The organism is Rhodoferax sp. TS-BS-61-7, from assembly GCF_002943465.1.
Classification (GTDB): Bacteria; Pseudomonadota; Gammaproteobacteria; order Burkholderiales; family Burkholderiaceae_C; genus Allorhodoferax.
The window spans coordinates 22,037-43,980 of record NZ_PTQY01000005.1; the positions used below are offsets into that span (position 1 = coordinate 22,037).

Here is a 21,944-nt window from a genome sequence, read left to right on the forward strand (position 1 = left end):
TGCGGTGTGTGGCAAATGGGCAATGCATTGGTGATGCGTTTATGCGACAGCGGATCTCTTGCAAAGGGCTCGCAATACAAACTTTTTACAAATTCCTCAAACTAATCTCACCAGTCACAAACGCATTTTCAAGAAACTGGATTGGCAAATTTCGCACTTACCATCCAATCCTAAGGGGTCTTGAAATGAAAGAAATACTGAGTCGACTGTGCGGTGCGCTGCTGGTGCCTTTGGGCCTTGCGGCGGCATCGGGCGTGCAGGCCAAGTCCATTGACTTTGACGCACGTTTGGGCACGCCTGTGGTGCAGGCTGGGCGTGCGCAAACTACCTTTCTTAAGGTGGCCTTGACGGGCTTTGAGTTGCAGGCACAGGGCGATAGGCCACTGGCCAACGTAGCCATCGTCATAGACAAATCGGGTTCTATGGGCGGGGAGCGCATTGAGCGCGCCAAAGAGGCCGCCATCATGGCGGTCAACACCTTGCAGTCCAACGACATCGTCTCGGTGGTGGCCTTTGACAACACCGTGGAGGTGGTCACCCCCGCCACCAAGGTGTCGGACAAGGAACGCATTGCGCGGGCCATTCGCGGCATTTATGTCAATGGTGGAACAGGCTTGTTTGCCGGTGTGAGCAAAGGTGCCGCAGAGGTGCGCAAGTTTCTGGACAAGAACCGGGTCAACCGTGTCATCTTGCTCTCCGACGGTCAGGCCAACATTGGCCCCAGCTCCCCTGCCGAGTTGGGGCAGCTGGGTGCCACGCTGGCGCGCCAGGGCATGAGCGTGACCACCATTGGCTTGGGCCGCGACTACAACGAAGACTTGATGACCCAGCTTGCCTCTTACAGTGATGGCAACCACATGTTTGTGGACAATTCACGCGATCTTGCAAGCATTTTCCAGCGCGAGTTTGGTGATGTGGGCTCTGTCGTCGCGCAAGAGGTGGATGTCACCATTCGCCTCAAACCCGGCATCCGCCCCATTCGCATTCTGGGCCGTGAGGGTGAAATTGCCGATGGCGTGGTGCGCTTGCGTATGAGCCAGCTCTACAGTCAGCAAGAAAAATACGTGGTGCTGGAGGTAGCGGTGCCAGCCCGCAAGGCCGGACAAACCATGGACCTGGCCGATGTGGACGTGTCATACCTGAACATGCATAGCAAATCTACCGAACGGATGAACCGCACGGTGAATGTCAGCTTTACCGATTCTGAACAAGCCGTGGCCAGCGCGACCGACAAGAAGACCATGATCTCTGCGGTGCAACAAGTCGCCAACGAAAAGAGCAAAGACGCCCTGCGCTTGCGTGACGAAGGCAAGGTAGAGGAAGCCAAGAAGGTATTGGAAGAAAATAGAAGCTACTTGAGCACGAATGCCGCCGCTCTGGGAAGCGCGGGAGCCCCTGCCCCCGCGTTGCAGGAAATGGAGGCTAGTACAAAAGCGCAAGCCTCCAAGATGGAGTCGAATGACAGTGCCGAGTGGAAGGCGTCTCGCAAGTCCATCAAGGCCGATCAATACAAGCTGGAAAAGCAGCAAAAGTAGCAAAAAAGTAGGAGTAGGTTTGCAAAAGAAGATTGTCGTCATTCTGTTGTTGATCGTGCTGCTGCCCGTGGGGCTGCTGGCGTGGCTGGGCCTGCGCATGGCCAACAACGAACAACGGGTGGCGGCAGCGCAGGTGCAAGAACTGGTGCAGTCCCAACTGGGCAACGTGGATGACACTATCAACGCCTACTTCCGCGCGTTACAAGACGACTGGGTGATTCGGCTCCGAGCACAGCCGCTCGGCACCCAGGCGCTTGCCAACTTGCCGCAGGAGCTGGGCGTGGTGCAGCAAGCCTTTGTCATTGGTGCAGACGGCCAGCGTGTGTATCCCTCATCCTCTGCCGCCCTGACTGAGTCACAAAAACAGTTTGTCCAGCGCACAGCAGCCCTTTGGGACAACCCCGGGCTGCTCACCCAAGGGGCATCGATTGGTGGCGTGGTGGGAAGCGCAAATGCAAATAGTCTTGCGTCCAAACGCTATATCGCTAGCGCAGTCAGCGCCGATGCGGGCCCGGCGCAGTGGGGCTGGTACACATGGCACTGGAATGCTGAGCTGCACCACATCTTTTGGCTGCGCGATGCGCAGAACCGCCTGGTAGGGGTGGAGCTAACGCCCGTGGCGCTGGTGGCAGACATCATTGCTCTGCTGCCCTCTACCAATGCGGATGGCACCCAGGCCAAGAGCAGCACCCGTTTGGTGAATGGCAATGGGCAGGTGGTGTACGAGTGGGGAAGCTACCAGCCCGCCAGTGGCGAAAAGAGTTTGGCCATGCGCCCACTGAGCCACCCCTTGGGCACCTGGAAGCTCGAATACTTTGGCCCCGCGCTGGCCACAGCGGGCGTGGTGAATACCTGGGGTTTGGTAGCCGGCTTGTTGGGGTTAGCCCTTGCGTTGGTGGGCTTGGCCCTGTATCTGTACCGCGAACACACGCGCGAAATGCGTCTGGCCCAGCAGCGGGTCAACTTTGTAAACCAGGTGTCGCATGAGCTAAAGACACCCTTAACCAACATCCGCCTGTACGCAGAGCTGATGGAAGATGAGTTGGACCCTGCGGTGGACGAGCAGGCCGCAGGCGGTAGCAAAGCGCACCGGTACCTGGGCATCATCACCGCCGAGAGCCAACGCCTCTCGCGCTTGATTGCCAACGTGCTCAGCCTGGGGCAACTCCAAAAAGCACAGTTCACACTGGCCTTGCAACAAGGCGTGGTGGACGAGGTCGTAGCCCGCTGCATTGCCGCATTCCGCCCCGCGCTGGAGGCCAAGTCCATCACCGTGCAATGCACAGCGCAGGCAGCGCGCGTGGTCATGCTGGACGCGCAGGCGCTGGAGCAAATTTTGAACAACCTCTTGAGCAACGCCGAGAAATATGCCGCCAGCGGTGGCGCCATCCAACTAGAGACCACACAAGCCCATGGCGTGAGCACCATCGACGTGCGCGACTTGGGCCCCGGTATTCCTGCCAGCGAGTGCGAACGGGTGTTTGAGCCTTTTTACCGCATCAGCTCCAAGCTGACCGATGGCGTGGCTGGCACCGGCATTGGGCTGGACATTGCCCGCCAGTTGGCCCGCCAGCACGGCGGCGACGTCACCCTGCAAGCCGCGCAGGCCGGCGCGCACTTTCGCGTAACCCTGCGCACCGAGTTTGTGGAACAGACGCCATGAAAGTATTGATCGCTGAAGACGACCTGCACATTGGGGAGGGCCTGCGCGACGTGGTGGAGGCCGAAGGCTACACCCCCATGTTGGCCAGCGATGGGGAGCAGGCACTGGCACTGTTTCATGTGCAGCGGCCGCAACTGGTGCTGCTGGACATCATGATGCCCAAGCGTGACGGCTACACCGTGTGCCGCGAGATACGGCGCGTGGACAACGACGTGCCCGTCATCTTCATCAGCGCCAAGTCCGAAGAGATAGACCGCGTGCTGGGCCTGGAGCTGGGGGCCGACGACTACATCATGAAACCCTTTGGCGTGCGCGAAGTGGTGGCACGCATCCGCGCGGTAACGCGCCGCACACTGGCGCGCACGCCCACGCCAGAGCTTGCGACAGATGCCGTGCGCATTGGCGACTTGGAGCTGTACCCATCGCAACTGCGCGCCCGCCGGGGCGACATGCAAATCGACCTGAGCCTGCGCGACGTAAAAATCTTGCAGCACCTGTTGCAACACCAAGGCAACGTGGTGGACCGCGACAGCCTGTTTAACCACTGCTGGGGGCGAGATTACTTCCCCAACAGCCGCACGTTAGACCAACACATCTCCAAGCTACGCAAACTCATTGAGCGCGACCCCAAGGCCCCCGCCATCATTGCCACCGTGCATGGCGTGGGCTACCGGTATGACGAGCCGGGGGCTTCTTGAGTTGGTAGTTGCTACTTTTTGTATAGCTGCTTGCGCAATATACACGGGGGCTAGAGGCCGATTTGACTCTATAGGTTCTGCGGATGGAGTTGGGGCTGTACGACTTAAGCAGGAGGGCTTAAGAGGTAAGAACTCTGCACCGCCTAATGTGCGTTTGTGTCAGCTCGTTTTTGTGCTGGGTGGGGTGGCTGTAGTCGACCCAAAGCAGAAATCCAACCGATCAGTTTCTGCGCTCTGTAGCGGTCCTTCATTGTTGCCAGGCTATGGATGCCTCCTGGCATGATTCAAGAAACAGCATTCGCACAATGATGGACTCCCAGTTTGCAGTTAGTCTGTCAGGCCATGATTGCTTTGACTGAAGTTTTGAAGTCTTCCAACACTTCCTCAACAGGCCTACCCATCTGTGCATGGACGATTGCGCCGTCTATCACGACTGACAAAATACGCCCTAATGACAAGTTGCGTCCACTGAAGAACTCATCCAGAACAGATGACATGTCTTGCTTGTGCCGACAAACAACCCTCAATATCTCGGGGTCAGCAGAGCCTAGTTCAGCAGCTGCATTCAGAAACGCGCACCCCCTGAAGTCGGGCTGAACAAACCAGGAGCGAAGTGTTGCAACCAATGCGTCCGCGGCAATCGAACCGTTGCGACTCTTTTCCTTCAAGCTACTTTTGAACCAGGAAATCCAGTTTTCGTGCCGATAGTCGAGATATGCACGAATCAGATCGTCTTTACTTGCGTACTGCCGGTAGAAGGTCACTTTACTCACGGACGACTGCTCAATGATTCTGTCAACCCCTGTCGCCCTGATTCCCTCACTGTAGAAGAGTTTGTGGGCTGCTTCCAAGATGCGTTCCCTGGGAGGCAATGAGGCCAAAGTTTGCGTAGACGATTGCATACATCCATTGTAGACAGATCGTTCCACATCGACTAATATTTGCCATGTAGAACGATCTGTCTACATCACTTACTGAGGTCACACCATGGAAACACGCCCACCCCTCCCTCCGTTTACACAAGAAACTGCCATCCAAAAAGTCCGACTAGCCGAGGACGGTTGGAACACTCGCGACGCGGCCAAGGTTGCCCTGGCTTACACCCTCGACACGAAGTGGCGAAATCGTGCGGAGTTCGCCAATAACCGTGCGGAAGCTCAAGCATTCCTCGACAGGAAATGGAAGAAAGAACTTGAATACCGGCTCATCAAAGAACTTTGGGTCTACGACAGCAACCGCATCGCCGTTCGGTATGCCTATGAGTGGCATGACGACGCAGGGAACTGGTTCCGGTCGTACGGCAACGAGAACTGGGAGTTTGAGGCCAGCGGGCTTATGCAGCGTCGCTACGCCTGCATCAACGATATGCCAATTAAAGAGTCGGATCGGAAGTTCCACTGGCCGCTTGGCCGCCGCCCTGATGACCATCCAGGACTGTCGGAGCTTGGGCTCTGAGTAGAGAACACTCATGCGTGAGTCCACATCTACAAAGCGGGCGCTCGTAGGCGCCCGCTACTGGTCCAATCTCGCCGCAGTATTCGACCCACGGCAATCTTGAAACTCTTCAAATGCAGCGCCTATTAGCCGACTTACCGTCGTAGCAGCGCGGCATGCTGGCTCGGAGGAACACCAAACGTTTTCTTGTACTCACGGCTGAACTGAGAAGCACTGACATACCCGCTGGTATAAGCGGTCTCGGTCACATTCGCTTCGCCTGATGCAAGCTGGCGCCTTGCCTCTAGCAGACGTAGTTGTCGCTGGTAAGCAAGCGGGCTCGATGCAGTAACCGCTTTGAAATGTCTATGGAAGGATGTGACACTCATACCCACGTGCGACGCTAGCCATTCCACACTCATGGAAGTTTTGGCGTTCTCACCTATCCACTCCGCAGCCATCTTGATCTGAGCAAACCTGGAATTGTTCGCACCGATCTGACGAAGTCTTCCACCTAACGGACCTGACAACAGTCGGTAATACAACTCGCGCTCAAACTGAGCAGCTAGCACCGGGATTTCGAAAGGTGCGTCCAACAGGTTCATAAGCCGTCCTAGCGGTTCAACAAGGCCCTCATCCACTTGTGCCAGCGACATTGCGCCCGCCTGCCATTCGGTGGGATTTTGTTCACGCATATCGAGAAGTAAGCTTGCAACGATCCCGGCATCCAGGGTCAATTCGACGCTTAGATAAGGCTGGGTTGGGCTTGCCTCCACTACTTCACTAACGAACGGTAGACCTATCGATGCCACCGCGCATGTTCCAGCAGAACAGTCAAACGTTCTGCCCGCAATGGTCATCCGCTTCGCGCCTTGTAGCAATAGATAAAACTTGGGCTCAAACAAAGCCGGCGCCGGCGGCGTTGGTGCCATTGTTGACCTGATTACGAGTCTGGGGTACTCGGATGGCATGCCTGAAGAACTACCGTGTTTGGTAGCAATTGTTATGAGATTTTTCAGCATGTGATGAGTGGCTCTTTTGGTGACTAGCTTTTTTTATGAACTGTCAAAATACCAATTTTGGCAGGATCAGGCAAGTCTTTGGAGCGATCGAGATTGCGAATTTTTCGAACGACTGGAATAGTCAGCGGCATCGTATCAATGCTTAAACAAAGGAAAAAAATGACCAACCCACAAGCCCGCTTGCAGAAATTTATGGACGAAGCCTCCATCCGCAACACGATTGCCCGCTTCGCCGATAGTGCAACTCGTGCTGATTACGCTATGTTCAAAACGGTATGGACCGATGATGGTGAATTCATTATCGGAAATGCTCCCCATGGTCAACACTCGATAGGTGCAGATGAGAACGTTACGCTTCTTCGCAAGTTGCGAACAGGCAAAGAATTCTTCGTGCAGTTCGCGCTTCCTGGTGTCATCTTGATTGACGGCGACGAAGCGACCACGCGCACATTCGTGCATGAAGCAGCGCGCGGTCCTGGCGAAAAATACTACCGCAATCACTGTATTGCATTTGATAAGTTGCAGCGATCTGGTGACGATTGGCTCTTCAAAAGTCGCTCGTTTCAGTACATCTGGCTCGACACAGGGCCATTCGCTGGAAGCGGGTTTTCCCTCTTTCCTGCGGCATGAAACTGCTGGGAGCACGAAGATGCCAGTGGTGAATGTCAGGCAACTAGTTTGCTGTTGGTAGGCTAGTTCGCTGCGCCAATGCTGTCATTCGCGGGTGGCAGCATCTGGCCCAGTTCAGCCTTTCCCGCTCCCATAGCTCCAACAAAAAGCCCCGCCAGTCTTGCGACTGTGGGGCTTTTTTTACGAGTCAATTGCTACTAATTTAGTAGCTGTTGGCGCATATTCCACGGGAGCTATAGGCCGATTTAGCCTCTTAACCCCTCGAGCATCACACCAGCAAGGCATTCACCCGTTTCACGTACGCCGCAGGGTCCGCAGGCAGTCCGCCTTCGGCCAGCAGCGCTTGGTCGAACAGGATGTGGGCCAGGTCATTGAAGTGCACCGAGCCGTCCAGCTTCTTCACCAGCGCGTGTTCGGCGTTCACTTCCAGCACGGGCTTCACTTCGGGCGCTTGCTGGCCGGCTTGCTTGAGCATGCGGGCCAGTTGGGTGCTCATGCCGTGATCTTGCACCACCAGGCAGGCGGGGCTGTCGACCAGGCGCGTGGTCACGCGTACGTCGTCGGCCTTGTCTTTCAGCGCTTCCTTCAGCTTGGCGAGCAGGGGCTTGAAGGCTTCGGCAGCTTCTTCGGCGGCCTTCTTCTCGGCGTCGTCCTGCAGGCTGCCCAAGTCCACCGCGCCCTTGGCGACGGATTGCATGGGCGTGCCGTCAAAGTCGTGCAGATAGTTCAGTGCCCACTCGTCCACGCGGTCCGTCATCAAGAGCACTTCAATGCCCTTCTTCTTGAACACTTCGAGCTGCGGGCTGTTCTTGGCGGCGGCCGCGTTGTCGGCGGTGATGTAGTAGATGGCCTCCTGGCCTTCCTTCATGCGCGCCTTGTAGTCGGCCAGCGACACGCTCACGCTGTCGGTGGTGCTGGAGGCAAAACGCAGCAGCTTGGACAGGCGGTCCTTGTTGCCAAAGTCTTCACTCAGGCCTTCTTTTAGCACGGCGCCAAATTCTGCGTAGAACTTGCTGTACTTGCCGACGTTGGCTTCCTGCTCTGCCTTCTCTTCAGCGCTAACCACATCGGTCACGCCATCTGCGCCGGCTTCAGGCAGCTTGTCGTTCTTGGCCAGCGTCTCCAGCATGGAGAGCACACGCTTGGTGTTGCCGTCGCGAATGGCTTTCACGTCGCGGCTTTCCTGCAGCAGCTCGCGGCTCACGTTCAGAGGCAGGTCAGCGCTGTCGACCACACCCTTCACAAAGCGCAGGTAGCTGGGCAGCAGGGCTTCGGCGTCGTCCATGATGAAGACGCGCTTCACATACAGCTTGAGGCCGGCTTTGTGGTCGCGGTTGTACAGGTCCACGGGCGCCTTGCCGGGGATGTACAGCAGCTGGGTGTATTCGGTGCTGCCTTCCACGCGGTTGTGCGTGTGGGTCAGCGGGGCTTCAAAGTCGTGGCTGATCTGCTTGTAGAAGTCGTCGTACTGTTCCTGGGTGATGTCCTTCTTGGCGCGCGACCAGATGGCGTTGGCCTTGTTGACCGTTTCCCATTCGCCGGTCTTGACCATGACGCCTGGTTGGCGGCCACCGTTCTCGTCACCGGGCACCAGCAGTTCGCCGTCTTTCCACTCTTCCTTTTCCATCTGGATGGGCAGGCTGATGTGGTCGGAGTACTTGTTGATGATGCCCTTGACCTTCCAGGCTTGGGTGTAGTCTTGGGCGTCGTCGCGCAGGTGCAGGATGACGCTGGTGCCACGCGCTTCGCGGGTGATGCTTTCCACCTCAAACGCGCCGCCACCGCTGGCGCCACCGTCGCTGACCCAGCGCACGGCTTCGTTCGCGGGCAAGCCGGCACGGCGTGATTCGACGGTGATCTTGTCGGCCACGATGAAGCCGGAGTAGAAGCCCACGCCGAACTGGCCGATGAGCTGCGAGTCGGCCTTCTGGTCGCCCGACAGCTTGCTGACAAAGTCTTTGGTGCCGCTCTTGGCAATCGTGCCCAGGTTGTCGATGGCTTCCTGCTGGCTCAAACCAATGCCGTTGTCCGTAATGGTCAGCGTCTTCGCGTCTTTGTCGAAGGTGACCTTGACCTTCAGTTCAGGGTCGTTCTCGTACAGGCCGCTGTTGTTGATGGCCTCAAAGCGCAGCTTGTCGCAGGCGTCGGACGCGTTGGAGATCAGCTCGCGCAGGAAAATTTCCTTGTTGGAGTACAGCGAGTGGGTCACCAGGTGCAGCAGCTGCGCCACTTCGGCCTGGAAATTCATGGTTTGCTTGGTCATAGATAGGTCTCTGAGTCTCAATAAAACGGTTCGCGCGCCTGTCAGGCAGTACCTGTGGCGCGGGCAACCCACAATTATGGGCGAGGCTGGGCTTTTCAAGCGCGGGCCTGTACTGGCCATAAAAGACGACTAGGCCCAAGGGGCTTGCCCACCCCCCTTCCCCCGCGCGGGCGTTAGCGCTACATTGCAAAAAAAGCACCCAGGGAAGCCCAACGCCATGAAACCGGACCAGCCTGTGCCGCCCTCTGACAAGCGGGCGGCTACCTCTTCCCCCGCCCCCAAGCCGTTTGACGGCTTGCTGGACCCCCTGCCTGTGCCCGAAGTTTCTGAGAGCGATACCGATACCGCTTGGGGCCTGTGGGAGGCCAGCGTGGGGGGCTTTCTGCAAGAGGGCAAGGCGCCGCCCGAAGCCCCGCCACCCCATGGCTACGAACCTACCGAGCCCGCGGGCCTGGACGGCGAGCCGGCCCCCGACAAAAGCTAGGTTGACCCCGCGCCCGGTGTTAGCCAAGCCAGCAGTTGCGCGGTCACCTCGGGTCGGTGCAGCAGTTCCATATGGTTCATGCGGTAGGCAATGCACAGGCTGGGCTTGGCAAACACCAGATTGCGTTTTGCCTCGTCGTGCAGGCCCAGCGCGCTGCGCAGCGGCACCAGTCCATCCCCCAGCAACCGGTCGGCCAGCGCGCTGCGTTGGCTGGCCGTGGTGGCCGCCACGGTGTAGCAGGCCACGCCCTCGGGCAGCGGCACGGGCGTGCGGCGGTCCGGTCCTTTCTGAAAGCGGTTGCGGCCCTGCCAGTCTTGTGGGCTGACAAAGCCATAACGCAGGTCGGTGATGCCGGCGCTGCGTAGCTGGCCCAGCTTGGCAAAGGGGCGCGAGTAGGGCGTGGCGCCCAGAATCACATCCACCCAGTTGCCCGCGCGCTCCAGCGGCGCACCGTGGTGTGGCGTGCCCAGAAAAATGACGTTCTTCAAGACTTTCAGCCAGGGCGCAGACGGATCGGCCGTGCGCGTCTGCTGCACCGCGCTGCGTGTGACCAGTCCACCCATGCTGTGCGCCAGCACGGTGATCTCGCTCACCGGCACCGGCCAGTGGGCCACCAACTGGTCCAGCTCCTCCGCCAGCGCTGCACCGTTGTCCGAGGTGTGCAGGCCGGTGTTGTAGCGCACATAAACCGGGGTGTAGCCCAGTGTGGCTAGGGCGGTGGCGTGGCTGCGCACCTCGCCGGTGGCGGTGGTGTGCGTCCACTGCAGGTCGTTCATGCACAGGCCGTGGATGACGACAAGCAGCTTGCCGCCCACGGTGCCCTTGGCGGGCAAGGTGGCGGGGCGGGTCCAGTCCAGCGCCCGGCCGGCGTGGCGCAGCTGCAGGCGGGTGGCCAGTGGGTTGCCGCTGGCGGCCAGGCGGTCGCCCAGCACGCCGTTCAGCGCGGCCAGCACGGCCTCGCGCTGCGGGGTGTCGGGTAAAGCGGTATCGGCCGCGTCCAGCAGCGGCTGCAGCTTGCCCAAGATGGCTTCGGCACCACTGCCCACCAGCTGCGTCACACCTTGCACGGTCTGGTAGATCAGCCCGGTCAGGCCGCGCGTGGTGCCAGCGGTTTTGCCGCCCGGCACGCCCATGCTGCCCCAGACCGACTGGTGCACCCCCTCGGCCATGCGGGCCACGCCGCGGGTGGCCTGGGTGGCCAGTTGCACCACGCCGCGCAGGTCAGACGCCCGAAAGTGCTGCAAGGCCTTGGGCCGCGGAGGCAAGGGCATAAAGGCCTTTGGAAGAGACGTTAAAACTTTTCGTGCGGCTGCAGGTAGCGCCACTGGCCCACCGGCAGGTTGCCCAGCATGACTTTGCCCACACGCACGCGCTTGAGGCCCACCACGCGCAGGCCCACCAGCTCGCACATGCGGCGGATCTGGCGTTTTTTGCCCTCGGTCAGCACAAAACGCAGCTGCTCGGGGTTTTGCCATTCCACCTGGGCGGGCTTCAGGGCCTGGTCATCCAAGCGCAGGCCGTGGCGCAGCAGGCGCAGCTTCTCGGGCGGGAACACGCTTTGCACATCGCTGCTCACCGGGTCGTCATCGTCAATGCGGCTGAGCTGCTGCACCTTGCCGCCGTAGGTGGCAGCGGGCGAGTTGGCCGCGGCGCTGTTGGCCACGCCGGTGTAGACCACGCGCACCAAGTATTCTTTTTCCATCACCGAGTCTTCGCCAATCAGCTGGCGCGCCACACGGCCGTCCTGCGTCATCACCAGCAGGCCGGTGGAATCAATGTCCAGCCGGCCGGCGGGCACCAGGCTCTTGAGCTGGCTGCCGTGGAAGAAGAAACGGGCGTTGTCCTCGGCCCAGCGGTTTTGCGGCTGGATGAGTGTGATGGCAGGCTCGTGCCCGTCTTCGGCCTGGCCGCTGACCAGGCCAATGGGCTTGTTCAGTAGGATGGTGACCTGGTTGGCCTGCTGGCCCTGGGCCTGTTTGTCGATCTCGATGCGCACGCCGGGCAGCACCTGCATGCCCATTTCGGCCACCTTGCCGTTCACTTTCACCCAGCCCTTGCCAATCCACTCGTCGGCCTCGCGGCGCGAGGCCATGCCCAGCTCGGCCATGCGTTTGTTCAGGCGCACGGTGCCGCCTGCGCCCTGGGCGGCGGTGTTGGTTTGGCCCTGGGGGATGGCGCGGTTGCCCGGTGCTTTGCTCGGCGGGGGCGCGGCGCGGCGGAAGGTGGGGGCGGGCGGTTTCTGGTCGGTCATGGTTGCTATATTTTTAGGAGCTGCTTGCGCATATTTTACGGGGGCTGGGTGCCAATTTGTTGCATAAATCACCTGGGCGCGGCCTTTCCCGAAGGCGTGGCCAAGGCGAAATAGGGTGCATAGGGTAAACCCTACTGTTGAACGCAACAGTAGGCGCCTGGCGGGGCAATCCGTATCGTCGCGCCCTGTTTTTGTACTCTCCAAAGGCCCCTCTGCCATGTCAGCGACCGTTGCGCGCAAGCCGCTCTACCAATCCCTTTACGTCCAGGTTCTGTTTGCCGTTACGGTAGGCGTGTTGCTCGGTCACTTTTACCCCCAGCTCGGTACCGACATGAAACCGCTGGGCGATGGTTTCATCAAGCTCATCAAGATGATCATTGCGCCCATCATCTTCTGCACCGTGGTGGTGGGCATTGCCGGCATGGAGGACATGAAAAAGGTTGGAAAAACCGGTGGCCTGGCCCTGCTGTACTTTGAGGTGGTGTCCACGTTGGCGCTCATCATCGGCCTCGTGGTGGTCAACGTGCTGCAGCCCGGCGCAGGCATGCATGTGGACGCCGCTTCGCTGGACACCAAGAGCATTGCGGCCTACACCGCACCCGGCAAGATGCAGGGCACGGTGGACTTTTTGCTCAATGTCATTCCCACCTCGGTGGTGGATGCGTTTGCCAAGGGCGAGATCTTGCAGGTGCTGCTGTTCTCGGTGCTGTTTGGTTTTGCGCTGCACAAGTTTGGCGGCCGCGGCACCATGGTGTTCGACTTCATCGAAAAAACCTCGCACGTGTTGTTCGACATCGTGGGCATCGTCATGAAGGTGGCGCCCATTGGTGCGTTTGGCGCCATGGCGTTCACCATCGGCAAGTACGGCGTGGATTCGCTGTTCTCGCTGGGCAAGCTCATGGGCGCGTTTTACCTCACCTGCCTGTTCTTCGTATTTGGTGTGCTGGGCCTGATTGCCAAGCTGCATGGCTTTAGCGTGTTCAAGTTTGTGCGCTACATCAAGGAAGAGCTGCTCATCGTGCTCGGCACCTCGTCCAGCGAATCTGTGCTGCCCCGCATGATGGAAAAGCTGGAGAACCTGGGCGCCCGCAAATCCGTGGTCGGCCTGGTCATTCCCACCGGCTACTCGTTCAACCTGGACGGCACCTCCATTTACCTCACCATGGCTGCGGTCTTCATTGCCCAGGCCACCGACACGCCCATGAGCCTGACGCAGCAGCTCACACTGCTGGCCGTGCTGCTGCTCACCTCCAAGGGCGCGGCGGGCATCACCGGCAGCGGCTTCATCGTGCTGGCTGCCACCTTGTCGGCTGTGGGCGGCGTGCCCGTGGCGGGCCTGGCACTCATCCTGGGCATTGACCGCTTCATGAGCGAAGCCCGCGCCCTGACCAACCTGGTGGGCAATGGCGTGGCCACGTTGGTGGTGGCCAAGTGGACTGGCGACCTGGACATGCAGCGCCTGCAGGCGGGGCTGGACCATCCCACCCAGCAAGAGGCCCAAGCGCCCGAAGAAATCCTGGACCAACGCGTAGACCACATGGCCGTTTCGCCCGCCAAGGGCTGAAGAACAGGTACTCAGACACGGCCTGCCCGGGCCGTGTCGGCAGCAATCCGCCCGATGGCGGCAGACAGCGCTGCCGGTTGGGAGAAGTAGGCCGAGTGGCTGGCCTCGATCTGCTGCACCGACGCGCAGGGCGACTGCGCCACCATGCGGCGCTGCAGCTCGGGGGTGATGGCGCGGTCCTGCGTCAACTCGATGTAGTGCCGCGGCACTCGGCCATAGCGCGCGTCCGTCAGCCGCAGCCGGGTCAGCGCCGGCAGCGAAGGCTCGGGCGTCAGCAGGCTGTGCGCCAGCGCCACATCCGCCGCATCGCAGTCGGCATAGAGCGTGGCCTGCCGCGCGGCCGGCGGCAGCGCATCGGTCAGCGTGCGGCGGCTGATCTGGATGTGGCGGCGCACCAGCGAGTCTTTGTCCTGGCGAAAGTAGTCCGCCACCCGCTCACCATCCCGCAGCAAATAGGCCGCCAGGTACACACAAGCCACCACCTTGTCGGGCCGCATTTCGGCCACGGCAGACGCCACAATGCCACCCCGGCTGTGCGCCAGCAGCAGCGCGGGTTCTGGCAGCGGGTCCAGCAGGTCACACACGGCGCGTGCCATTTGTTGAAGCGTGGTGCGCCCGCGCAGCCAGCGCCACTGGGTGCCGTGCGCCGGCAGGTCGGGCACATGCACTTGGTGCCCCGCAGCTTCCAGCGGCGGCACCACCTTGTGCCAGCACCACGCGCCATGCCAGCTGCCATGTAGAAGAACAATGTCCATGTTTCACTCCCCTTGTGTTTGCGCGGCCCATGTGGCGCGCTGGGGTGAACGGTACGGTGGAAGCGGCGCCGTGTCTGGCCGCTTTCGGACACGCGATTGGACGGTGCTTAACGCGTCAATTGCGTCGCGGGCCACATTTCAGCTCGGGGCTGGCCACCTCGTTGCATTGGTCAAACGCCTCCGGTTTGATGCCCCCTTGGGTTGTTCGGAAGGGGCCAAAACACGCGCTGCTTTCGTCGTAGATGCGCCACCACGTGGGGCAATCGGTGGCGTCGGTAATGGCGTCGGTGGGCCGCTTTGCGCTGCGTGGCGCGCGCGGTAAGCCAGACGCCGCTCCCGCGGGCGGCAAGACGCCAAGATTGCGCGCCCGGAATTGCTCGTCCGCCGTGCGCCGTTCGGCATCCCGTTGCTGTGCCGGCGTCAGCTCGAACTGATCAGAGTCCGTGCAGCTTGCGCCGGCCTGGTATGCCGATGGCACCGTGTCCGCCACATGCGTCTGCCCCGACGCATCCACCCAGCGGCAAACGGGCGTTGCCAATGCGCCCGGAGATACGAACGCCAACACCAAGGCCAGCGGCAGCATGCGGTTGCCATGTGGCAACGGTGCTGCACGTGGCCTAGGAAGGTACATCTTTGTTTTGATGTGCAATGCGAAATCCATGGAGGCATCTCTCTGTTGTGACCGCGGCTTCATCACGCCGAGGGGAGGGCAGCTCCGCTATGAAGTCGGTCAAGCTGCATGAAACCAAGAGCCAGGAGTCTCTGATGTCTTCCAGTGCCTGGGTCAGGGTCTGCCAATCCGGAGCAGGAGTGTCTGAAGCATTGTTTGGTGTCACGGTCTACGCCCTCATTCAGAGAAGTTCGATGGCCCAGTGTTTGTCAGCCATGTACTGTCTGGCCAACGAACCCGCACCACAGCAACTGCGAGTTGCGGTATTGCTCTGGGCTCTAGGTAAGCCTAGCTCCCAAGCCTTCCGACTCTGTGCGCAAACGCACGTCACGCCCGCAACGTAAGCCCAGCAGGGCTTGCTCTATGGTCAAAGAGTTACCGTTCGTAACAATCCGCACACAGAGGGGCCGTCTAAGTCCATTTGGACTATTCCCGCGGTCTCTGAGCTCGATAAAAATCGCCGCCGTCACGCATCCCTTTTCAACTCTTGAAGAATATTTTTATGAAGAAATTTGTTTTCGCGATTTCCATCGCATCTGCTGCACTGTTCTCGTCTGTGGCCCATGCAGCGTTGGTGACCGATGTAGGGGGGCTGTCGTCGCCGCAAGTCACCGTGACAGATTTTGGTCTGCACAACACCAGTGTGAATTCCTTCAATGCCCTGATTCCCGGTAGCTACAACATCAACATGGGCTACACAGGCACTGATGGCCTGTACTTTGACTACAGTGGCTGGGGGCTGGGTTCCAACGGCTCGGCATCTGGTCCTTCCGTCGGTATAAACCAGCAAGGCACTTTGCGGTTTGACTTCTTGGGTGGTTCCGTCGCGGGGGTGGGTTTCCTGATGAATTACGCACCCGCATTTGGCCCCGTCTCCTTGGTGGCTTACGACGCGGGTCACAACATCCTGGAGCAGTACGAACTGAATGCAACTGCCCCTATTTCCAGCAATGCATTTCAATTTCGCGGCATTCAAATGGGCGCAGCCAATATCGCCAGTTTTGAGTTGACGTCCTCCGGAAATCCGTCCCCGATGTTCCGGAGCATGACCTTTACCGCTGCGGTTCCGGAGCCCGAAACCTACGCCATGCTGCTAGCCGGTTTGGGCTTGATGGGAGCGCTTGCCCGTCGCCGCAAGCAAAAGAATTTGACTGTGTAATTTCTTTTGGATCGCGACAGACGGGAGCTGCGGCTCCCGTTTTTCATTGTGCGCGGCAAGCCAAAACGGCGAAGGGGATGGACTTGATTCGCTATAAAAAAATAGCTTATTGCGCTTATTCCATAAGCGCTAGGCAGTGATTTGACGTGTAAACACGCGTGACCGCAGCGCTTGCAGGTCCAGCACCCGCAGCCCGCCGTATTCCACGCGAATAAAGGCCTGCGCCTCCAGTGCGTTCAGGGCCTCGTTCACCCGCTGGCGGGACAGGCCCACCAGGTAGGCCAGCTCTTGCTGGGTGATGCGCAGCACCTCGCCCACGCCGGGGTAGAGCACGGGGTTGAAGAGCGACGCCAGGCTGCGCGCCACGCGGATGTCGGGGTTGGTCATGCGGTCGATTTCGCGCGCGGCGATGAACTGGCCCAGGCGTTCGTTGAGCTGGTTCATCACAAAACGGTTGAAGCCGATCGAGTGGTCCAGCAGCCAGTGGAAGGTGTCTACATGCAGGCCCGCCACCAGGCTCTTGCGCAGCGCCTGGATGTTGTAGCGGTAGGTCTCGCGCTTGAGGGCGGTGCCTTCGCCAAACCAGCCGCCGGGTGGCACGCCGGTGAAGGTCATGGTCTGGCCTTCGGCGTTGTCGGTGCTCATCTTCAGCAGGCCGTCCACCACGCCAAACCAATACGTCACCGGGCGGCCCATGCGGCACAGGTATTCGCCCGGCGCGGCCTCGGCAATGCGCAGGTCGTCCACGGCACGCTGGCGCTCATCGGGCAGCAGCACTTGCAGCCACGGAATGGCGGCCAACTCCACGTCGGTAAGCGGGCGGCGGCGCTGGTGCAGGCTGGGGTCGGCGGTCATAAGGAGGCCTTGTAAGTTGCCAATAAGTGAAGGGAAAACACCTACCGAGAAATGCGCAAATTGTCGTCCAAACGACAACTTGGCGTCAAATGCAGTCCTACCATTCGCCCCATACCAAAAGCCCTCTGGCGCATGCCGGGGGCCATAACGAGGTGACACGCAATGGGTACGCACACGACATTTCCGCAGCTGTTGCTGCAGCACGCCAGCCAGCGCCCGCAGGCGCCGGCCATGCGTGAAAAGGAATACGGCATATGGCAAGCGCTAACCTGGGCCGAGCTGGCGCAGATGGTGGAGCAGATTGCCGCGGGCCTGCACCAGGCCGGCCTGCAGCGCCACGACCACATGGTGGTGGTGGGCGCCAACCGGCCCCGCCTGTACGCCACCATGCTGGCCGCGCAAAGCCTGGGCGCCGTGCCCATTCCGTTGTACCAGGATGCGGCCGCACCCGAGTGTGTGTTCCCCATCAACAACGCCGAAGTGCGATTTGCCTTTGCCGAAGACCAGGAGCAGGTCGACAAGCTGCTGGAGGTGCGGGAGCAGTGCCCGCAGCTGGCCCACATTTACTTTGACGACCCGCGTGGCCTGCGCAATTACGACGAACCCGGCTTGGCCGCCATGGACGAACTGCAAGCGGCGGGCAAGGCATTTGTGGCGCTGCATCCTGGCTTCTTTCAGGCCGAGGTCACCAAAGTCGCGCACACCGATGTGGCGGCCATGTTTTTTACGTCCGGCACCACGGGCAACCCCAAAGGTGTGGTGCACACGCATGACTCGCTGTTGAACCGCGCCCGTGCCGGCGCCGAGTTTGACCGCCTGACCAGCGACGAAGATGTGTTGGCCTACATGCCACCGGCCTGGATTGGGCAAAACATCTTCAGCTACGCGCAGTGGCTGTCGTGTGGGTATGTGGTGAATTGCCCCGAGAGCAGCGCCACCGCCACCATCGACCTGAAAGAGATTGGCCCGACCTACTACTTTGCGCCGCCGCGTGTGTTCGAGGGCATGCTCACCACGGTGATGATCCGCATGGAAGACGCGGGCACCATCAAGCGCAAGCTGTTCCATTACTTCATGGGCGTGGCCAAGAAGGTCGGCCCGGCGCTGATGGACGGCTTGCCGGTGTCAGCCGCCGATCGCGCGCTGTATGCGCTGGGCAATGTGCTGGTGTACGGTCCGCTGCGCAACACGCTGGGCTTCAGCCGCGTGCGTGTGGCCTACACCGCGGGCGAGGCGATTGGGCCGGACCTGTTTACCTTCTACCGCTCCATCGGCATCAACCTCAAACAACTCTACGGCTCGACCGAGACGGCGGTGTTTGTGTGCCTGCAGCCCGACAACCAAGCGCGTGCCGACACCGTGGGGGTGCCTTGCGCGGGGGTGGAGATCAAGGTGGCCGACAACGGCGAGATTCTGGTCAAGTCGCCCGGCCTCTTGAAGGAGTACTACAAAAACCCCGCCGCCACGGCCGAGGTGCTGACCGCAGACGGCTGGTACCACACCAGCGACGCGGGTTTCATCGACGCGCAGGGCCACCTCAAGATAATCGACCGCGTGAAAGACGTGGGCCGTATCAAGGGTGGCGCCAACGACGGCGCCATGTTCGCGCCCAAGTACGTGGAGAACAAACTCAAGTTCTTCCAGCACATCAAAGAAGTGGTGGCCTACGGCGATGGCCGTGAGCAGGTGTGTGTGCTCATCAACATCGACTTTGACGCGGTGGGCAACTGGGCCGAACGCCGCAACCTGCCCTATGCGGGCTACACCGACCTGGCGCAGAAGCCCGAGGTTTACCAGCTCATCAAGGAATGTGTGGAAAAGGTCAATGCCGACCTGAGTGCGGACGCGCTGCTGGCTGGCAGCCAGGTGAGCCGCTTCCTGGTGCTGCACAAAGAGCTGGACGCCGACGATGGTGAACTGACGCGGACCAACAAAGTGCGCCGCGGCTTTATTGCCGACAAATACAGCGTGCTGGTGGACGCCCTCTACGGCGGCAAGACCAGCCAGTTCATTGAAACCCAGGTCAAGTTTGAAGACGGGCGCACCGGCAGCGTGAGCGCCACGCTGCGGATTGACGACAGCAAAACCTTTGCCCCCGTGAAGGCAGCAGCATGACGAAGAAAAAAATTGGCGACGTCATCCTCGACGTCAAAAACATCTCCCTGCGATTTGGCGGCGTGAAGGCGCTGACCGACATCAGCTTTGATGTGCGCGAGCATGAGATCCGCGCCATCATCGGCCCCAACGGTGCGGGCAAAAGCTCGATGCTGAACTGCATCAACGGTGTGTACGCGCCACAAGACGGTGCCATCACCTTCCGCGGCCACACCTTCAAACACATGAACAGCCACCAGGTGGCCAGCATGGGCGTGGCGCGTACTTTCCAGAACCTGGCGTTGTTCAAGGGCATGAGTGTGCTGGACAACATCATGTCTGGGCGCAATCTCAAGATCAAAAGCAACATCCTGCTGCAGGCGCTGCGCATTGGCCCGGCGGAGCGCGAAGAGATCCAGCACCGCGAGGCGGTGGAACGCATCATCGACTTCCTGGAAATCCAGGCCTACCGCAAAACCCCCGTGGGTCAGTTGCCCTATGGCCTGCAAAAACGCGTGGACCTGGGCCGCGCCCTGGCCATGGAGCCGCAGGTGCTGCTGCTGGACGAACCCATGGCCGGCATGAACGTGGAAGAGAAGCAGGACATGTGCCGTTTTGTGCTGGACGTGAACGACGAGTTTGGCACCACGGTGGTGTTGATCGAACACGACATGGGTGTGGTCATGGACATCAGCGACCGCGTGGTGGTGCTGGACTACGGCAAAAAGATTGGTGACGGCACACCCGACGAGGTGCGCAACAACCCCGACGTCATCAGCGCCTACCTCGGCACCAGCCACTGAAAGACAAGACCATGGCATTTTTTCTGGAAACTCTTCTCGGCGGCCTGATGGCGGGCATGCTGTATTCGCTGGTCGCGCTGGGCTTTGTGCTGATCTTCAAGGCCTCTGGCGTGTTCAACTTTGCGCAGGGCGCCATGGTGCTGTTTGCGGCATTGGCCATGGCCCGCTTTGCGGAATGGATTCCGCTGCACCTGGGCATTGCCAACCCGGTGGCCGCCAATGTGCTGGCGTTTATCGGGGCCGGTATGGTGATGTTTGTGGTCGCCTGGATCATCGAACGTCTGGTGCTGCGCCACCTGGTCAACCAGGAAGGCACCACGCTGCTGATGGCCACGCTGGGCATCACCTACTTCATGGAGGGTCTGGGCCAAACCATCTTTGGCAGCAGCATCTACAAGATCGACATTGGCATGCCCAAAGACCCGGTGATGATTTTGGAGAGCACCTTTGAAGGCGGCATCCTGATCAACAAGGAAGACTTTTACGCCGCCATCATTGCCGCCGCCCTGGTGGCGCTGCTCAGCGTGTTCTTCCAGAAAACGGCCACCGGCCGGGCCCTGCGCGCCGTGGCCGATGACCACCAGGCCGCGCAATCCATCGGCATTCCGCTCAACCGCATCTGGGTCATCGTCTGGTGTGTGGCCGGTGTGGTGGCGCTGGTGGCCGGAATGATCTGGGGCAGCAAGTTGGGCGTGCAGTTTTCATTGACCACGGTGGCGCTGCGTGCCTTGCCGGTGGTGATTTTGGGCGGGCTGACCTCGGTGCCCGGCGCCATTGTGGGCGGCTTGATCATCGGTGTGGGTGAGAAGCTGTCCGAGGTGTATCTCGGGCCTTACGTGGGTGGCGGCATCGAAATCTGGTTTGCCTACGTGCTGGCGCTTGGCTTCCTCCTGATCAGGCCACAGGGTCTCTTCGGAGAGAAGATCATCGACCGCGTTTGAACCCGTTACAACGATAAGAGACAACCATGTTCTACAGAGAAAACGGCCAATTCAAAACCACCTACCGCGCGGATCAGCAGATCTTTCCGATTGCGCAGGACCGCATCGCCATCCTTGCCCTGCTGGTGGTGGCGTTTGCGGTGGTGCCTATGCTGGCCAGCGACTACATGTTCCGCGCCATCCTAATTCCCTTCTTGATCTTCTCGCTGGCCGCGGTGGGCGTGAACATTCTGGTGGGCTACTGCGGGCAAATCTCGCTGGGCTCGGGCGCCTTTATGGCGGTGGGGGCCTACGCGGCTTACAACTTCTTTGTGCGTATTGAAGGCATGCCATTGCTGGTGGCGCTGCTGCTGGGCGGGGTGAGTTCTATGCTGTTTGGCATGGTGTTTGGGTTGCCCAGCTTACGTGTGAAGGGGCTGTACCTGGCGGTGGCCACGCTGGCGGCGCAGTTTTTTGCGGACTGGATGTTTCTGCGGATTCAATGGTTTACGAACAATTCCCCATCGGGTTCGGTGTCGGTGTCCAATCTGCAGGTGTTTGGTTTCTCGTTGGAGAGCCCGGTTGCCAAGTATGTGTTTTGCCTGAGCCTGCTGGCTGTTATTGCGCTGCTGGCCAAAAACCTGGTGCGTGGCGCCGTGGGCCGCGAGTGGATGGCGATTCGCGACATGGACGTGGCGGCCGCCGTGATTGGCATTCGCCCCATGTACGCCAAGCTCAGCGCGTTTGCGGTCAGCTCCTTCATCGTGGGCGTGGCCGGTGCGCTGTGGGGCTTTATTTACCTGGGGGCCTGGGAGCCCGCAGCCTTCTCGGTAGACCAGTCGTTTCGCCTGTTGTTCATGGTCATCATTGGTGGCATGGGTTCCATCGCCGGGGCCTTTTTTGGCGCGGCCTTTATTGTGGTGTTGCCTATTTTTCTGAGCCAGTTCCTGCCCGTGCTGGCCAGCCTGTTTGGTATCGAGATTTCCACCGCGGGTATCTCACATGCCGAGCTGATGATTTTTGGCGGTCTGATTGTGTGGTTCCTGATCGTGGAGCCGCATGGTCTGGCCAAGTTGTGGTCGATTGCCAAACAAAAACTGCGCCTCTGGCCTTTCCCCCATTAGGGCCTTCGCGCTGGTTCCCG

General features: G+C 60.1%; 20 protein-coding genes. 12 read left to right on the top strand and 8 right to left on the bottom strand.

The annotated features are described in order from the left end of the window. Positions 1 to 185 precede the first annotated feature (185 nt). From C5F53_RS13810 to C5F53_RS13820, 3 genes are read left to right on the top strand one after another with little or no spacing between them, the layout of a single operon-like run. On the top strand, positions 186 to 1,535 hold the full coding sequence (locus C5F53_RS13810) for a VWA domain-containing protein (RefSeq protein WP_105261974.1): 1,350 nt from the start codon (positions 186 to 188) through the stop codon (positions 1,533 to 1,535). Positions 1,536 to 1,554: 19 nt separating this feature from the next. Next, positions 1,555 to 3,198, top strand: a complete 1,644-nt coding sequence (locus tag C5F53_RS13815; RefSeq protein WP_161499938.1) for a HAMP domain-containing sensor histidine kinase — start codon at positions 1,555 to 1,557, stop codon at positions 3,196 to 3,198. Further along, positions 3,195 to 3,896, top strand: coding sequence for a response regulator transcription factor (locus C5F53_RS13820; protein WP_105261976.1), 702 nt, complete (start codon positions 3,195 to 3,197; stop codon positions 3,894 to 3,896). Before C5F53_RS13815 ends, C5F53_RS13820 begins: the two co-directional genes overlap by 4 nt. A gap of 335 nt (positions 3,897 to 4,231) precedes the next feature. On the opposite strand, the gene C5F53_RS13825 is transcribed toward C5F53_RS13820, so the two are convergent. Then, the gene (locus C5F53_RS13825) at positions 4,232 to 4,798 is read right to left on the bottom strand and encodes a TetR/AcrR family transcriptional regulator (protein ID WP_105261977.1); all 567 of its coding nucleotides are present in this window, start codon (positions 4,796 to 4,798) and stop codon (positions 4,232 to 4,234) included. Between the two features lie 85 nt (positions 4,799 to 4,883). Between C5F53_RS13825 and C5F53_RS13830 the strand changes: the two genes are divergently transcribed. Then, a complete protein-coding gene (locus C5F53_RS13830) occupies positions 4,884 to 5,351 on the top strand; it encodes a DUF1348 family protein (protein ID WP_105261978.1) in 468 nt (155 codons plus the stop codon). Between the two features lie 134 nt (positions 5,352 to 5,485). Here C5F53_RS13830 and C5F53_RS13835 read toward each other — a convergent pair whose 3' ends face one another. Then, the gene (locus C5F53_RS13835; protein ID WP_105261979.1) at positions 5,486 to 6,352 is read right to left on the bottom strand and encodes an AraC family transcriptional regulator; all 867 of its coding nucleotides are present in this window, start codon (positions 6,350 to 6,352) and stop codon (positions 5,486 to 5,488) included. A 159-nt stretch (positions 6,353 to 6,511) separates the two neighbouring features. On the opposite strand from C5F53_RS13835, the gene C5F53_RS13840 reads away from it, so the two are divergent. Further along, positions 6,512 to 6,982, top strand: a complete 471-nt coding sequence (locus tag C5F53_RS13840; RefSeq protein WP_161499939.1) for a nuclear transport factor 2 family protein — start codon at positions 6,512 to 6,514, stop codon at positions 6,980 to 6,982. A gap of 268 nt (positions 6,983 to 7,250) precedes the next feature. On the opposite strand, the gene htpG is transcribed toward C5F53_RS13840, so the two are convergent. Continuing rightward, positions 7,251 to 9,245 carry a molecular chaperone HtpG gene (gene htpG, locus C5F53_RS13845; protein WP_105261981.1) on the bottom strand — a complete coding sequence of 665 codons (1,995 nt, stop codon included), beginning with the start codon at positions 9,243 to 9,245 and terminating at the stop codon, positions 7,251 to 7,253. A 217-nt stretch (positions 9,246 to 9,462) separates the two neighbouring features. On the opposite strand from htpG, the gene C5F53_RS13850 reads away from it, so the two are divergent. Further along, entirely contained in the window at positions 9,463 to 9,729 is a 267-nt protein-coding gene (locus C5F53_RS13850; RefSeq protein WP_105261982.1) for a hypothetical protein, read from the top strand. Here C5F53_RS13850 and C5F53_RS13855 read toward each other — a convergent pair. Both C5F53_RS13855 and C5F53_RS13860 read right to left on the bottom strand, forming a co-directional pair. Beyond that, on the bottom strand, positions 9,726 to 11,000 hold the full coding sequence (locus C5F53_RS13855; protein WP_105261983.1) for a triacylglycerol lipase: 1,275 nt from the start codon (positions 10,998 to 11,000) through the stop codon (positions 9,726 to 9,728). The genes C5F53_RS13850 and C5F53_RS13855 overlap by 4 nt on opposite strands. Positions 11,001 to 11,020: 20 nt before the next feature. After that, on the bottom strand, positions 11,021 to 11,980 hold the full coding sequence (locus C5F53_RS13860) for a pseudouridine synthase (RefSeq protein WP_105261984.1): 960 nt from the start codon (positions 11,978 to 11,980) through the stop codon (positions 11,021 to 11,023). A gap of 217 nt (positions 11,981 to 12,197) precedes the next feature. Between C5F53_RS13860 and C5F53_RS13865 the strand changes: the two genes are divergently transcribed. Next, positions 12,198 to 13,544, top strand: a complete 1,347-nt coding sequence (locus C5F53_RS13865; protein WP_105261985.1) for a dicarboxylate/amino acid:cation symporter — start codon at positions 12,198 to 12,200, stop codon at positions 13,542 to 13,544. Between the two features lie 11 nt (positions 13,545 to 13,555). On the opposite strand, the gene C5F53_RS13870 is transcribed toward C5F53_RS13865, so the two are convergent. Both C5F53_RS13870 and C5F53_RS13875 read right to left on the bottom strand, forming a co-directional pair. Beyond that, positions 13,556 to 14,299: an alpha/beta fold hydrolase gene (locus tag C5F53_RS13870; RefSeq protein WP_105261986.1), complete on the bottom strand. Its 744-nt coding sequence runs from the start codon at positions 14,297 to 14,299 to the stop codon at positions 13,556 to 13,558. Positions 14,300 to 14,414: 115 nt separating this feature from the next. Further along, on the bottom strand, positions 14,415 to 14,960 hold the full coding sequence (locus tag C5F53_RS13875) for a hypothetical protein (RefSeq protein ID WP_161499940.1): 546 nt from the start codon (positions 14,958 to 14,960) through the stop codon (positions 14,415 to 14,417). A 511-nt stretch (positions 14,961 to 15,471) separates the two neighbouring features. On the opposite strand from C5F53_RS13875, the gene C5F53_RS13880 reads away from it, so the two are divergent. Further along, positions 15,472 to 16,128 (top strand): PEP-CTERM sorting domain-containing protein, encoded by a 657-nt coding sequence (locus C5F53_RS13880; protein ID WP_236635373.1) that lies wholly within the window; start codon positions 15,472 to 15,474, stop codon positions 16,126 to 16,128. A 129-nt stretch (positions 16,129 to 16,257) separates the two neighbouring features. Here the strand turns inward: C5F53_RS13880 and C5F53_RS13885 are convergent, their stop codons facing one another. Next, a complete protein-coding gene (locus tag C5F53_RS13885) occupies positions 16,258 to 16,983 on the bottom strand; it encodes a Crp/Fnr family transcriptional regulator (RefSeq protein WP_105261988.1) in 726 nt (241 codons plus the stop codon). Between the two features lie 162 nt (positions 16,984 to 17,145). Between C5F53_RS13885 and C5F53_RS13890 the strand changes: the two genes are divergently transcribed. Genes C5F53_RS13890 through C5F53_RS13905 form a run of 4 tightly spaced genes read left to right on the top strand, consistent with a single transcriptional unit; the run spans position 17,146 to position 21,924 of the window. Further along, positions 17,146 to 19,098 (top strand): long-chain fatty acid--CoA ligase, encoded by a 1,953-nt coding sequence (locus C5F53_RS13890; protein ID WP_105261989.1) that lies wholly within the window; start codon positions 17,146 to 17,148, stop codon positions 19,096 to 19,098. Next, positions 19,095 to 19,880 (top strand): ABC transporter ATP-binding protein, encoded by a 786-nt coding sequence (locus C5F53_RS13895; RefSeq protein ID WP_105261990.1) that lies wholly within the window; start codon positions 19,095 to 19,097, stop codon positions 19,878 to 19,880. Before C5F53_RS13890 ends, C5F53_RS13895 begins: the two co-directional genes overlap by 4 nt. A gap of 11 nt (positions 19,881 to 19,891) precedes the next feature. Beyond that, positions 19,892 to 20,821, top strand: a complete 930-nt coding sequence (locus C5F53_RS13900) for a branched-chain amino acid ABC transporter permease (RefSeq protein ID WP_105261991.1) — start codon at positions 19,892 to 19,894, stop codon at positions 20,819 to 20,821. Positions 20,822 to 20,847: 26 nt separating this feature from the next. Then, on the top strand, positions 20,848 to 21,924 hold the full coding sequence (locus C5F53_RS13905) for a branched-chain amino acid ABC transporter permease (protein WP_105261992.1): 1,077 nt from the start codon (positions 20,848 to 20,850) through the stop codon (positions 21,922 to 21,924). Positions 21,925 to 21,944 lie beyond the last annotated feature (20 nt).